A 14,897-nucleotide genomic window follows, 5' to 3' on the forward strand; every position below is an offset into this window, starting at 1 on the left:
ACGCAATACTTATTGTAAACAATTAGTCATTATAAAAATGAAAAAAATATTTTTTATCAGCCTCATGCTTTATGGATTTTCTGTACAGTCACAAACAACTTTTAAAGCATGGGAAAAACAAATTACTAAGGATTGTACAGGTGAAACGGTACAAAACGAACCAGGTAGGTTTTGGGATAACCATATTGGTTGGGGTACAGGAAGTAAAGAAGGTTTTTCAACAACAGATATTGCCAATGCAAAAAAAATGATGACCGCATTTGAAAACCTATGCAAGCCAAAACTGCAATTTACCGGCGGGCTTGCGAAAGCCAGTTTTGGGATGAATTCAAAGTCATTTTACAACCAGTCGGTCACGAATCCTTATATGTACAATCTCGGTTTTCATCAATTTGTCTGTAATATACAAACACATAAGCTGGCAATTGTTGACGAATACCAGGGTGTGCTTAGAGTAAAAGGAAACCCGGGGTTTGAAACGGTATTTCATTCCTTAGAAGGCAAGGCCGAGGCATATAAAATTCCCGCCAACAGTCAGAATATCAATGCGCCTTTCATTGCTATATATAATTACTATGCTTTTATAGATAACAGGCTGGTGGATGCTATCAATAACGGAAATAGTTTTATTGAGCTTCCTGCTGAAGGGGTAGGCGATCAGCTGAACCAAAGCAACGGACAGGTGCTTGAAAATAAGCCCGGCAAAGGGTATGGCTGGACTGGCAGCAACGGCTTTGTGGCAATGGGTACCGTTAGTTTCATATTTCGCCATGCATTTATAACGCATACCGATATTCCTTTTTTTATTCCTGTAACGAGAAAAAAATTCCTTACCGACCTACTTGAATTTTATGACAGGGACAAACCTGAACTAGTGGCGAATATGCAGGATAAGATAAAAAATCTGGCAAAAACAATAATTGAATCCGAGAAAACTAACAGTAGTTATTTGCAGGGGCAAAAAGACAGACAGGTTAATCAGGAGCAAGCTGCCAAAGATATACTTGCAATAAATGAACAGAAAAAACAAACCGTTACTAAATTGCTGCAAACGAAAGATGAAAAATGGCTGAACCAGCAGGCTATTGTTCAAGGGGACAATAAAGCTTTTACTGTTCCTTACAACCGCAATATCAACGCAAAAGAAATTTATGGGAATTTTTACTTCACTGATTTTTATACCGGTAGTGAAGGGTTAAAATTGTACCAAATCAACCCAGAGTACGTGAAAAAATACCCGCCTAATGCTGCCAAACCAGCTATCATAGATGTGGTATACCGTTTCAGAACTGGTGAGAAATTTTTGACCGGAGTAAATGATTCCTTTATCAATCAACTTGACCTGAAAGAATTTAGAAAGCTCTTGTAATAATTTTTCGAGGAATTAGGATTTGAATACCCTGAGGAAAATGCTGGAATAAAATTTAATACTAAACTGGTTGGAACGGGCAAATATATTAGCCTGATTGGTGCAGCAGGAACTGGCGGCTGGTCATCCTATCAAAAAATCATCTTTTTTAATGAGTAAAAGGGCAGTCTGGATGGTCTATTTTTATATTATAAAATTTAAGACAATGAAAAAACTACTCATTTTATCTTTGTTTATTGTGGTTGCAATGACAGCAAAAGCACAAATAAAAAAAAGCGATTCCAGTGGGATGGTTAAGCCGGTTATTAACTCCAAGATTAAAGCGAAAATCATTGAAACACCGCCTACCCAAACCACTCCTGTGCCAATTACAGGTATTGCCACAGGCACGGTACAAAGGTCTACAGGTACAACAATACCCACACTTCCATCAACTACAAACACAACTACCACGCAGAGCGTTACTACAACTACACCAGCAGCTCTTCCCGACCTAGTGATTACGAACATTAGTTTTTCTCCCAATACAGCCAATACCTATTTCGTAAATTATACCTTAAAAAATATCGGCACTGCAGGTATAAAAAAAGGTTTATTATCAGTGCAAAGCTATCTAAATGGCAATGCTTCTGGTGGTGGCAATTCAGTGTCACTAGGAACTGAGGTGAATCAATTATTGAACCCTGGCGAGTCTATAAGCAGCAAAACTGGATTTAACACTACTGGTGTTATAGTGGGTAATGCATACACATTTGAGCTTTGTGTAAATGGAATGAAAGCAAATATTGGCACGCCCACAGAAGCATGGGTTGGCCAGCAATTTCCTGAATTGAGCTATACCAATAATTCGATACAATCGGCATTTACCATTGCACCACCTCCACCTGCCGCAGCAGATATAAATGTTGTTATTACCAGAATAACGAAAAGCCCGGTAGATTCAACATCCTTCGTTAGAATTTATTATACGCTAAAAAATATTGGCGAGACAGCTATTCCACAAACAGCCTCGTTATCACAACAAGCTAGGGTTGAAGACACAGATAATGATCCAAATACCTTTCTGGAAACTGCTTGCTGCGGACAGGCGATTGGAGGAAGCACTTTGGACGCTGGTGATATTCCACATGCGCCCGGAGAAACAAAAGAGCTATACTTTGATGCCAGAGTTGCAGGAGGAGCTAATTTCTCTACTTTACCCAAAAATGCACTTTACAAGTTTAACATTCAAATAACTGGTTACGGTTTTACCGATGGCAATAGTGGGAACAATAAAAGCACTTATGATTATCGTCTTCAATAGGCATAAAATGATCAGATCAATAAAAAACGTGCTGCTGTTTAACATCCTCATGGTAATGAGCTGTACAAGTTTTGCCCAAAAACAAACATTTGATGTGGTTGCTTACACCTTGCCCAAAGGATGGCAAGAAAAGAAAAGTGAGGCAGGTATTCAGTTATCAAGTACTGATACAAAAACGAGTGCCTATGCTGTAGTAGTAATCACCAAATCAATGGTATCAAGCTTAACTGCAAGCGAAAATTTCAATAACGATTGGCTTAAATTGGTAAAAGGAACGGTACAGATAAATGGCGAACCTACTATACAAAACCCAACAAAGGAAAATGGATGGGATATCATTTCTGGAAATGCAAATTATACCGATGGCGCTAACAATGGGATAGCCACTTTATTAACTGCAACTGGTGGTAATAAGGTCGTAAGTGTAGTTTCAATGACCAATAGCAAGCAATATCAGAACGATTTATCGACTTTTCTCAGCTCGCTAGAATTATCGAAGGCTGTATTAGGATCCAAATCCTATACCAATACAGTAGCAACAGATGGAGTACGTACTAACGCTATTACTGGTATCTGGGGACAGTACCAGAACGAGAATTTTTCTACAGCAGGTGGTGGCAGACAGGCTACAGCTGGATACGATTGGCGTGAATATTATTTAAACACCAACGGAACTTACCAATTCCTTCAAAAAAACATTAGCTATCTGTACAATAACAATATCGTGATCGCTTATGAAAAAGGGGGGTATAAAATTAATGGTAACCAAATAGAGATTGTACCAAAATCAGGTATTGTTGAAGTTTGGAGCAAAGGTAATAGCGATAAGGCAGGCAAGTTGCTGAAAACTGAAAAGCGGAAGCTGGAGAAAATTTCATATACTTTCACGTTGCATTATTTTTCGGCTATTAGGGAAATAAATCTTGTACTGCAATACGCAACAACAACAACAACAACAACAAGAGACGGGGCTTTTAGCAGTAATAATTTGTTTCCAAATGCTTGGTACTATAAGAGGCCATTTAACCCAAACAAACGTTCCATTGAACTGCCCGAAGGAACAAGCATAAGATTTGAAAACAATATTGATACTGCACCATAAAAACAGGTGCTAAGACTAGATACTCTTTCTTCTTTATCAAAAATCATCCTTTTTTATGATTGTCTGCAGTGTAATCGCAACTTAATTTTATATTATAAACTTTTAGCAATGAAAAAACTACTCATTTTATCCTTGTTTATTGTGGTTGCAATGACAGGTAATGCGCAGAATCCTTTTGAAGGCAAATGGGAAGGTATGCAAACCAATATGCAGGGATATTACCCAAACAAAATAGAGTTTGAGCTTAGTTCAAATAAAGAGTTTTTGATGAAGGATCCTGTATCGAAAACAGATAATAAAGGTACTTATACTGTCTCGGGAAATTCTATCAGCTGTAAATATTTTGAAACTATCGGTGGCACAAGTTATGTGCATTATTTTGTAGGTACTTATGATGCCACTTCAAAAAAAATGGTCTGTACTTATGGAAACTATCCCGCCAACAACTGGCTAGGAAAATGGGTTGTATCCTTAAAGCCTGTTGCACAAACTTCTGTATCTTCTATACCGTCAGTAAATACACAACCCGTGGAAAGTAAAGATGCCGATTATTTTCTTTCTGTTGTTACCACTATTTTTAAAACAGGAAGTGATAACAAAGAATTTCCTTCTCCAATACAAGTTCAAGTCTATTCCGGGAATTTAACTTATTTTAATAACCATGGGTTTAGAATGAGCGATTATAAGAATGAGTTACCCAAATATAGCACGATACCTCTTGTTATTGCACAAAAAGATGGCTACAATTCCTATAACGCAATTGAAAATTCACTTGCTAATTATAAACAATACGGGCTTAGATTTTTTTTAGTTTACGATGCTAATGTATCGCTGGATGCATGGAAGATTGAATCTATTGCGCTGAAGCTCGAATTTAAAGATGCTGCTGGTAACCCTCATCCCACAATGGGAAACAAATTAATTACATTTTATGGCTCCAATCTTTGGATGGATGGTTTTGATAAAATAATTACTTTCTTTAAGACAGATAAATATTTTAACTCACTTCCGGTTCAGCAAACAGGAAAATGGTCAGATGTTAATAATTTGAAATGGTAGTTAAACCACTTCTATTGTTCCATTAAAATAAAATGTATGAAAAGAACGGTTTTTATAATAATACTTTCTGTGCTCTCTGTCTTTGCCTATGCCCAAAAACAAACATTTGATGTGGTTTCCTATGCCTTGCCCAAAGGATGGCAAGAACAGAAAAGTGAGGCAGGAATTCAATTATCCGCTACCGATAAAAAAACGGGCGCATATGCTGTAGTAGTAATCACCAAATCAATGGCATCAAACTTAACCGCCTACGAAAATTTTAATAACGACTGGCTTAAATTGGTAAAAGGAGCGGTACAGATAAATGGCGAGCCTACTATACAAAACCCGATAAAGGAAAATGGATGGGATATCATTTCTGGAAATGCAGATTATACCGATGGCGCTAACAAGGGGATAGCCACTTTATTAACTGCAACAGGCGGTAATAAGGCCGTAAGTGTAGTTTTAATGACCAATGCCAAACAATATCAAAACGAGCTGCTGGCATTTATGCAAGCTTTGAAACTATCAAAGGCCACTCAGATTTCTGTCAATAACCAGGTAATTGCAAATAATGCAAATGGTTCATCTATAATAGGTTTATGGCGCGACAATCATTTAGAAGTAAGTGGATATTTTAATGGTTTTCCGCAATATACTGCTGGTTATTTTAGGCGCGAATATTTATTTAAAGAAGACGGCACTTATACTTTTCGCTTAAAGAACTGGTCGACACTTTTGAAAGAAATACTTTTTGCCTCTGAAAGTGGAACTTATTCTGTCAGTGGGAATCAAATTACCATTACGCCTAATAAAGGTAGGGGTGAGTGGTGGAGCAAGAAAGATAATAATACAAAATTATGGGGGAATAAGTTGGGTGCATCTGATTATAAGTTAGAAAAGGTAAATTATACTTTCGAAATAAAATATTATTCCGGAACAAATAATTATGGTCTTCTTCTTAACCCAAAAAAGAATACAGAGCGTGATGGCACTTGTAATCAAAATGGTTTTTCCTACACGCAGAGTAGTACTGGTGAATCCATTATTGATAATCCGCCAGGCTTTAAAAATTAATTCAAGTAAGGGGTCAAATGAACAATATGAAGATAAAAAAAAGACTGCCTTGTATAGCTACAATCCTGAGTATTTTAAAATAAAAGCTACTCAACCTTTAAAACCAAGAGTAATAGAGTTACAGTTTCGATATGAGATTGGGGAGGACAGAGGTTTTTAGGAAAGGCTATTCAATAACTTTTTGAAAAATTATGACCTCGGAGCATTACAGAAAATGTTGGATTAAATAAATAGCAGAATGATAAAACAAATGCGGGTAAAAGCAATCCTATTTTTTCTTGTGTTAGTTCAGCAAGTAGATGCCCAGTATTGCCAGTCGTCAACAGACCTGGAAACCCTTCCTGGTAAACAAATAGATGTTGCACATTTTGAGTGGCCACAGCAAAAAGCACATTGGCTTGATGGCTTAGGTACAACCACCAACATAACTGCCGCCAGTGCCATACTTACCAAAATTGAAACACTCGAAAAACAAAGCCGTGCCAATTATAACCTTAAAGGTTGTGTGCTCAAAACCAGTTTTGCTGGCAATATTGTACCAAACATAGCTGGTAAATACTCTTTAGCGAGCTATGATCTTAACCTAGGCTGTTATGAATACATCTGTGTTAAAAACAAAATGATGATAAACAGCGAATACGAAAATGTTTTTCGGGCATATGTTAATCGTTATACTGAGATGGAAAATGCTTTTTCTTTTGGTGATGAATCTTACTATTACCAAACGCCTAAAAAGTACAACGCAAAATTTATTGCCTTGCACGATTTTATAAAAATAGGCGACTCCAAATATATCAACAATGCCAAAGGATTTTATCAGGATATTCCAGAGTCAACTGTAAAACAAGGTAATCGAAGTATTTATATGACCCGCCATTGGTATTTTACCAAACCCGGTGTTTTATTGTTTGTGCCTGTTACCCGTAAGGAATACCTCGAAGCGCTGTTAGTATATTATGAAAGAGAAGCGCTTTTAATAGCCGATAAAATAAAAGAGATCGAAAAAGAGAGTGCCGGTATGATGAAAGATCCTCAGAAATACCCCCAACTTTATGAAAATGGTAAACACAATCTGGTCAGCAGAAAGGCTAAATATCCCGATTGGCAGCAAAGAATAGCAACAAAGAGAGCCATAGTACAACAGGCTTTGAAAGAAAATACGGCAAACTGGTTGGCGCTACCTGCTATAGTGAAGCCTAAAGCAGAAACCTTTTCCTGGAAAAATAGTTACGGCCCAAATGCCAATGATTATGTATGGGTTGATACCTACAACGCCGATACCAAAGCGGATGCACAAAAAACTGGTTCATTTACTTTTAGCGGTTTTTGGGACAACAAAGGTGGTGCTACACTTTATCAATATAATCCCGAATATTTTAAGGGCGCTGAAAAAAATCTGGTCAAACCTTATATGATAGAATTGACCTACAGATATGTAAAAACCACTCTTGGGAAAAGCCTTGTAGAAAATTTTACCGAAAACTTCGACTTTGATGCTATCAGGAATATGTTGGAATGAGGGCATAAAATCATCTTTTTTAATGATTTTAACTAAGATTGATACTATTTAATTTTATTTCATCAATAACATTTTCTAAAACTGAATAACATGAAAAAAATCTTCTCAATTCTAGGCTCACTGTTGTTTGTAACAGCAGTTAAAGCACAAACTGTTATGGTAAAAAAAGAAACTGTAAACCCAGGCAGTAATCAAACTACAGGTACTTCAGCCTCATCAAAAGATCCTAAGGGAGCTGCTGTAGATCTTAAAAAGGAAGCAGCGGATAAAGCAGCTGCAGAAAGGGCAGCTAAAGACGCAAAAATTGCACAACATGTTGATTCTAAAGCCACCACAGCTAAAGATCCTAAAGCTGCACCTATCGATTATAAAAAGGAAGCAGCCGATAAAGCTGCAACAGAAAGAGCAATTAAAGATGCAAAAATTGCACCTACAAAAGGCAACTAATGCTGTTCAGTAGAAACATTTATCGGCCGTTACATATCGAAGTAAAAGAAAGTCTGGTACAAGGCCGTGGCGTATTTGCAAAAAACAAGGTACCAAAAGGGAGCCTTATAGAGCAGGCTCCCGTTCTTTTCTTATCGCATAGTGAAAAAGAAGCGCTACGGTTTACCAAGCTTTTTCATTATTATTTTTTATTGGGTGAAGCTGAAAGGCAGACCGCTTTTTGTTTTGGCTATGCCTCATTTTACAATCATTCGCCCCAAGCAAATGCCCTTTACACATTTTCGAAGAAGAAAAATACCATTAATATTTATGCTTACCGAACCATTGAAGCCGGCGATGAAATAACCATTAACTATAATGGCAAACCTGCAGATAAGAATGAGGTTTATTTCCCAAATCCGGATGAATAATGACGAAACAGCTATACTTAAAAACGATAAAGGGAAAGGGCAGGGGTGTTTTTTGTAACACAGCTATCCACGAAGGAGAAGTGATAGAAGTTTGCCCGGTCATTATTATCCCTGCTAAAGAATTTGCTGCATTAAACGCCACATCTCTGATGGATTATAGCTTTTATTTTAATAAAGAAGAAAATACACTGTCGTTAACCATGGGGTTTGGCTCTATGTATAACCATAAACAATATCCTAATGCTGTTTACATACTTGATAGAGTGAAAAAACAGATGGTGTTTACGGCTTACGAACAGATAGAAGCACATACAGAAATATGCATCAACTATGGTGGCGAACATGGTAAAGACTACAGTAAATGGTTTTTAGACAGAGGGATAGTTCCTATTTGATCAGAAAAATCATCTTTTTTAATGATTGACCTGCCTATGTCGATAGCCTATTTTTACTAGAAAAAAGCAAACCATGAAAAAAGTAATTTTAGCCTTTTTCCTCACTATTGGTATAGGAGGGATGGCACAAGCACAGATTTTGGGCAAACTCAAAGCAAAAACAAAAACTGCCGCAGAAACCTCAGTCGATCGCTCTACAGATAAAGTTGTAGACAAGGCTGTAAATAAAACCGCAGATAATGTTACAGACAAAGCAATAAACAAAGTAAGCGACAAACTGAACAACTTATTTAAGAAGAAAAATAAGAAACGTCCTGATACTGTTCCATCTGCAGTTCCAGATTCGAATAAAACTGCAATCAAACCCAATAATCAAAACAAATAGGTTTGCTCCATGAAATTAAGAAGTGGCAATAAATTGTAGCTTTTCCAAACTGGAATATCAAAACCAAACTTATTATACATGCCAATTTTGGCATTAAAGTAATCTTCTCAAGGTAAGTCCATTTTTAAATTACCTTGAGAATTGTTGCATTTCCATATAATTTTTTTGTTGTAAATCATTCAATAATGAGCCCGATAAGCTAGAAAAAGGCTTTAGCTGTTAAAAAAACCTTTAAATCGGTGTTAGCCACCATTATGCTTCCTGCCAAAAATAACCAGGTATATGTGAGTCAGTAATATTTAATGGAAAGTTAATACGTTAGGACTTGCTTAATTGCATTTTTTTTTTGGAACTTTATCTTTTTAATAATACCAAGCAAGATATAAGAGCCATGGCTGCCTACGGCAAATTTACTGATGAGGAATTGATTGCCTTGCTAATAGCGGGAGACCATGCTGCATATACTGAGATTTATCATCGGTATTGGAAAAAGCTGTTTTACATTGCCGGAAAAAAACTGGGTAATATGGAAGAAGCAGAAGAAGTAGTGCAGAATATTTTTATGTCGCTTTGGAATAGAAGAGCAGTCATTACCATTACCACTACTTTGAGCGCCTATCTTACTACCTCGGTAAAATATTGGATCATTAAAATACTAGATAAGCAGTACCATCAACAAAAATATGCGCAGAGTATTGCCAGCAATGTACTGGACGATTCTACCCAGCAATGGCTGGAGTTTCTTGACCTGAAAGAAATGCTAGACAGGTATGTATCTGAACTGCCTGAAAAGTGCCAGATGGTGTTTAACATGAGCAGAAAGCTGAACATGTCTCAAAAACAAATTGCCGAAGAACTTAATATTTCTGAAAAAACAGTCGAGGCGCATATGGGAAAGGCCATAAAAACCTTACGAACAAGGTTTAATCAGTTCTTTTTGATTTTGTTATAATTTTTTTGAGGGGGAACTAAGGGATTTCCATTTTACGATGGATATTATAGTTACAGACCCCTAAAAAATGGAACATTCAGAAGAACTAGAAAGATATAGATACCTTGCCTCAAAATGGTTGGACCACAGTATTACGGACGATGAGCTTAGGGAGTTCAATGATTGGTATAATACAAACCTTGAAACACCATTAAACATCCCGAGTTCTTTTGCTGCAAGCGAGCAGGTGCTTGAAGCAAGAATACTCCAAAAATTAAACGATACACTAGAAGTTAACGCAATAACAGAAGACAGTAAATACAAAAATGGCAGCATAAAAATTGGCTGGCCGATGCGTATTGCAATAGCAGCTTCCATCCTGATTGCCCTGGGCACAGGATTATGGTTTTATCAGAACCAGAATATAGAACCCCAATTACAGGCTGTAATCCACACTGATATCCCTCCGGGTAAAAATACCGCTATGTTAACTTTTTCAAATGGGGCAATCATACAACTTAGCGACACAAGGAAAGCGGTATTCGTTAACCATAACAAATTAACATACAATGATGGTAGCGTAGCCGGCTTGGGTACCCAAGATAGAGACATTGCAGCAGGCGAATTGATTACCGCAGTTACTCCAAAAGGAGGTACTTACCAGGTCATTTTATCTGATGGAACGCATGTCTGGTTAAATGCTGATAGCAAATTATCATTCCCCTCGCAGTTTACCAGTAATAAACGGGAAGTAAGCCTTAGTGGAGAAGCTTATTTCGAAGTCGCTAAAAACAAGGCAAAACCATTTGTTGTAAATTATGGCAAGGCAGAAGTGGAGGTTTTAGGTACCCATTTTAACATTATGGCCTATAAAGATGAGACAGCCAGCAAAGTCACCTTACTTGAAGGTGCGGTCAAAATAAATAATGGAGCAGAAAAAGTGGTGTTGAAACCTGGGCAGCAAGCAGAAATTTCTGAACGTGCAGGGCAGGGCATTATACTCAACAATGATATTGATACAGAACAGGCCGTTGCTTGGAAGGATGGATATTTTATGTTCGCTAATGAACCAGTTGAAAGTATCATGCGTAAAATAGAGCGTTGGTACGATGTATCTATTATTTACCAGGATAACCTACAGGACAAAGCCTTATGGGGCACAGTGTCGAGGTATAAAAATGTGTCGGAAGTCTTAAAACGCCTAGAGCTTACAGGAGTGGTACGCTTTAAAATGGACAACCTAAACGGCAAGGGGAAAGAAAGGAGGATAATTGTTATGAAATAGCGATACACCATTTCAGCATAATTATCTAAAAAACCAGGAGCGATTGCAGCGCCCCCGGTTTACCCGCATCAATGCGGTTTAGGTGATTACTGCCGGTATAGACATTATAATAAGATCAAACAAATTATTGAACCAACCTAATATTCAAAGATATGGAATTTTATCCTTATGAACTCTGTAATAAAAAACGTTACGGGGGTTATAAACTATTTTTAATCATGAAACTAATAGTTTTTTTTCTCCTTATTGGTTTGCTGCAGGTAAGTGCAAATGGCTTTGCCCAACGGGTAACGCTGTCAGAAAAAAATGCAAAGCTGGAGCAGATTTTCAATAAAATCCGCAAACAAACCGGTTATGATATTTTGTGTGATGCAGATATCATCAAACAAACCAAACCAGTTACAATAAATGTTAAAGACACCCCATTAACCACTGCGCTTAAAAAATGTTTTGAGGGGCAACGGGTATCCTTCAGCTTTATTCAGGACATGGTTGTTGTTAGAAGAACGACCGACCCGTTGCTTTCTGAAATCAACCTTGTTACGGTTAAGGGAACTGTAACAGATACAAAGGGCTTGCCATTACCTGGTGTTTCGGTTAAACTCAAAGGTACTTCTTCTGGCGGTGCAAGCACCAACAAGGACGGTAATTACACGATAACAATACCAGAGTCAACCGGCATTCTTGTTTTTTCCTATATTGGCTATGCACAAATGGAGGTTCCTGTTAATGGCAAAACTACCATAGATGTTCAATTAACAGAGTCGAATACGGCATTAAACGAAGTAGTTGTGGTTGCCTACGGAACGCAAACTACAAGAAACATCGTTGGATCGGTAGCTACTTTATCGGCTGCAAATATCAAGGATCAGCCAACGGGAACATTTGCTGAAAGATTAACGGGAAAACTTCCGGGAGTGCAGGCCGCTCAAGGAACCGGACGCCCTGGCCAGGGAATGGATATCCGCATACGTGGTGCTGCCTCGCTAACTTCATCGGTAAGGCCGCTGGTTGTTATTGATGGAATACCTATGATTGGTAACCCTGATAACATCAATAACATCAATCCTGACGAGATTGAATCTTTCTCCATATTGAAAGACGCTTCGAGTACTTCCATGTATGGTTCGCGCGGAGCCAATGGAGTTATTCTTATTACCACCAAAAGGGGCAAATCAGGCGCACCTAAAATTGAATTTAACAGCTACTACGGACTTGCAGAAAACATGAAAGAGCTGAAGCCCGAGGTAATGGATGCTACACAGCTGGCTACTTACATGAAAGGTTTTTTTGAAGATAAAACTTTGTATGAAGGTTATACCGGAGGTATACCCGGTGCTTACCAAAACCCCGAACAATATGGTAAAGGAACAGACTGGTACGATTTATTAACCCGTCAGGGTGCCGCCCAGAATTATAGTTTGGCCATTTCATCAGGCAATGATAAATCTGCCTTAAGCATAACAGGTGGTTATTTTGATCAGGATGGTATTGTAAAAAATACAGGTTATAAACGTTTTTCGCTACGTATAAACGGCGACGTAAAACTGACCGATAATATTAAGCTAGGGGTAAGCCTTGCTCCATCGGTACAGCTTGAGCACAACAACAGGCAAAACAGGGCAAATAGTTCAGGTTTCAATGTTGACGGCCAAAGGGCAATTTTTGCTTCAACGCTGATGATGCCCACTATGGGATCGGCATACAACACAGATGGCTCTTTAGCATTAGGAGTTGGATCTTTTCCGAATCTGTTTGTTTGGGCAAATCCATTGCGACAGCTAACTGAAATTAATGATGACGTTAAAAGAATACGGGTGCTCGGTAATATATTTACTGAAATCGGTTTTCTAAAACATTTTACCTTCAGGACTTCTGCCAATCTTGATCTGGGAAATATGCAGGCAAAAAAATTCGTGCCATCTACTGCATTCGGAGGATTTAACGATGTTCCGGTTGAATTTCCTACCGCTGGAAGTAATGATACGGCTTTGGGCGAATCATATACCGAAAACCCAACTACCTGGCTAAACGAAAATCTGTTGAGTTACAAAAATGTTTTCGGTAAAGACCATTCATTGGAGGTATTAGCGGGTTTTACTGCCCAGCGTTTTGATATTTACTCTTCACAAATTGTTGGACGCGATTACCCTGATAATAGTGTACCCTATTTAAGTGCTGCTACCCGTTTTACAACAAATACCTCAGCCGCTTATGCCTGGACCATGTTATCAGTCCTCAGCCGTGTCAATTATACATATAAAGACAGATATTCTCTTCAGGCTTCGGTAAGAAGAGACGGTTCGTCGCGCTTTGGTTCGAATAACAAATGGGGAACTTTCCCTTCAATAGGTGCTACCTGGATTGCCAGCGAAGAAGCGTTTTTAAAGGATTTTTCTAAAATAAGTTTTTTAAAAATACGTGCCAGCTATGGTTTAACAGGTCAAAATGAGTTTGGCGGCAGCCTGGCCAACCAGAATTATGCACATACACCAACCATAGGCAATAGCAATTATGTGTTTGGCAGTGTATTGGCACCCGGAAAGGTACAAAGTGGTTTAGGAAACATTGACTTGGTTTGGGAACGGAATAAACAGCTAGATCTGGGCATAGATATTGGCCTCTTTAAAGACAGGATTAATTTTACCTACGATTATTATAACAAATATACAGATGGCTTATTGTTTACCGTTCCGGTACCACACTCATCTGGCTATACCAGCGTACAGGATAATTTGGGCGACATTAGGCAATGGGGGCACGAATTTACCTTAAGTACCAAGAATTTAACAGGTGCATTTAAATGGAACACTGATTTTAATATTTCTTTCAATAGGAATATAGTTAAGAAAATTGGTGTAAATAACGTGTCTTTTGCAGATAACCCTTCGGGAGTATTGTCTGAGTTTACCGACTGGAGAACTATTGTAGGTAAGCCAATAGGCCAATATTTTGGCTATGTATTCGATGGTGTATTTATGACCCAAGCAGAAGCCAATGCAGGCCCTAAATACTATGGTACAAGCCCAACTACATTATCGCAGGCAGGAACTGTACGTTACAAAGATTTGAATGGTGATGGTAAGATTACATGGCCTGAAGACATGACTATTATTGGAAATCCAAATCCGGATTTTATATTTGGTTTCACCAACAGCTTCGCGTACAAGAACTTCGACCTGAATATTGTACTGTCTGGTACTTATGGTAATGATCTGTACAATGGTATGGAAGAAAGTACCTATAATCTTGACGGGGTTTTTAATGGCCCACCAGAATTATTGCAACGCTGGCGTTCAGAAGCAAACCCCGGAAATGGTTTGGTTCCGCGTACATTGGCCGGAACAACGGGGGCTTATCGCGCCAATTCAAGTAGATGGGTTCATGATGCTTCGCATATTACCATCAATAACATTGCATTGGGTTATACTTTCAGGAATTTTAAAAAATTAACCGCCATAAAAAGCCTGCGTTTGTACACTACTGTGCAAAATGCCTACATATTTACCAGTTATCCTGGCAATCCTGAGGTGAGTATAAACGGCCTGACTTCTGTTGCACAAGGACAGGATTTAGGGGCATATCCAATACCCAGAACATTTACGTTTGGGATTAATCTTGTTTTATAAACTG

13 protein-coding genes are annotated in these 14,897 nt (G+C 38.2%); all 13 read left to right on the top strand.

Annotated elements, in window-relative coordinates:
• Nucleotides 1-37 precede the first annotated feature (37 nt).
• The 13 genes from HDC90_RS02315 (at nucleotide 38) to HDC90_RS02375 (ending at nucleotide 14,893) form a co-directional block, all read left to right on the top strand.
• On the top strand, nucleotides 38-1,369 hold the full coding sequence (locus HDC90_RS02315; RefSeq protein ID WP_184463462.1) for a hypothetical protein: 1,332 nt from the start codon (nucleotides 38-40) through the stop codon (nucleotides 1,367-1,369).
• 205 nt (nucleotides 1,370-1,574) lie between these two features.
• Complete coding sequence (locus HDC90_RS02320) at nucleotides 1,575-2,672, top strand: hypothetical protein (RefSeq protein ID WP_184463464.1); 1,098 nt, start codon at nucleotides 1,575-1,577, stop codon at nucleotides 2,670-2,672.
• A gap of 7 nt (nucleotides 2,673-2,679) precedes the next feature.
• Complete coding sequence (locus tag HDC90_RS02325) at nucleotides 2,680-3,774, top strand: hypothetical protein (protein WP_184463466.1); 1,095 nt, start codon at nucleotides 2,680-2,682, stop codon at nucleotides 3,772-3,774.
• Nucleotides 3,775-3,882: 108 nt separating this feature from the next.
• Entirely contained in the window at nucleotides 3,883-4,833 is a 951-nt protein-coding gene (locus HDC90_RS02330; RefSeq protein ID WP_184463468.1) for a hypothetical protein, read from the top strand.
• A gap of 36 nt (nucleotides 4,834-4,869) precedes the next feature.
• Nucleotides 4,870-5,892, top strand: coding sequence for a hypothetical protein (locus HDC90_RS02335; RefSeq protein ID WP_184463470.1), 1,023 nt, complete (start codon nucleotides 4,870-4,872; stop codon nucleotides 5,890-5,892).
• A gap of 238 nt (nucleotides 5,893-6,130) precedes the next feature.
• Nucleotides 6,131-7,411, top strand: a complete 1,281-nt coding sequence (locus HDC90_RS02340) for a hypothetical protein (protein ID WP_184463472.1) — start codon at nucleotides 6,131-6,133, stop codon at nucleotides 7,409-7,411.
• Between the two features lie 90 nt (nucleotides 7,412-7,501).
• Nucleotides 7,502-7,858, top strand: coding sequence for a hypothetical protein (locus tag HDC90_RS02345; protein ID WP_184463474.1), 357 nt, complete (start codon nucleotides 7,502-7,504; stop codon nucleotides 7,856-7,858).
• Entirely contained in the window at nucleotides 7,858-8,268 is a 411-nt protein-coding gene (locus tag HDC90_RS02350) for an SET domain-containing protein-lysine N-methyltransferase (RefSeq protein WP_184463484.1), read from the top strand. The genes HDC90_RS02345 and HDC90_RS02350 overlap by 1 nt, the downstream gene beginning before the upstream one ends.
• Nucleotides 8,268-8,663, top strand: coding sequence for an SET domain-containing protein-lysine N-methyltransferase (locus HDC90_RS02355; protein WP_184463486.1), 396 nt, complete (start codon nucleotides 8,268-8,270; stop codon nucleotides 8,661-8,663). The genes HDC90_RS02350 and HDC90_RS02355 overlap by 1 nt, the downstream gene beginning before the upstream one ends.
• Before the next feature lie 73 nt (nucleotides 8,664-8,736).
• Nucleotides 8,737-9,048, top strand: a complete 312-nt coding sequence (locus HDC90_RS02360) for a hypothetical protein (RefSeq protein WP_184463488.1) — start codon at nucleotides 8,737-8,739, stop codon at nucleotides 9,046-9,048.
• Nucleotides 9,049-9,394: 346 nt separating this feature from the next.
• Nucleotides 9,395-10,000 carry an RNA polymerase sigma-70 factor gene (locus tag HDC90_RS02365; RefSeq protein ID WP_255497449.1) on the top strand — a complete coding sequence of 202 codons (606 nt, stop codon included), beginning with the start codon at nucleotides 9,395-9,397 and terminating at the stop codon, nucleotides 9,998-10,000.
• Between the two features lie 67 nt (nucleotides 10,001-10,067).
• A complete protein-coding gene (locus HDC90_RS02370; protein ID WP_184463490.1) occupies nucleotides 10,068-11,264 on the top strand; it encodes a FecR family protein in 1,197 nt (398 codons plus the stop codon).
• Nucleotides 11,265-11,482: 218 nt separating this feature from the next.
• Complete coding sequence (locus HDC90_RS02375) at nucleotides 11,483-14,893, top strand: TonB-dependent receptor (RefSeq protein ID WP_184463492.1); 3,411 nt, start codon at nucleotides 11,483-11,485, stop codon at nucleotides 14,891-14,893.
• Nucleotides 14,894-14,897: the final 4 nt, after the last annotated feature.

The organism is Pedobacter sp. AK013 (genome assembly GCF_014205835.1).
Classification (GTDB): Bacteria; Bacteroidota; Bacteroidia; order Sphingobacteriales; family Sphingobacteriaceae; genus Pedobacter.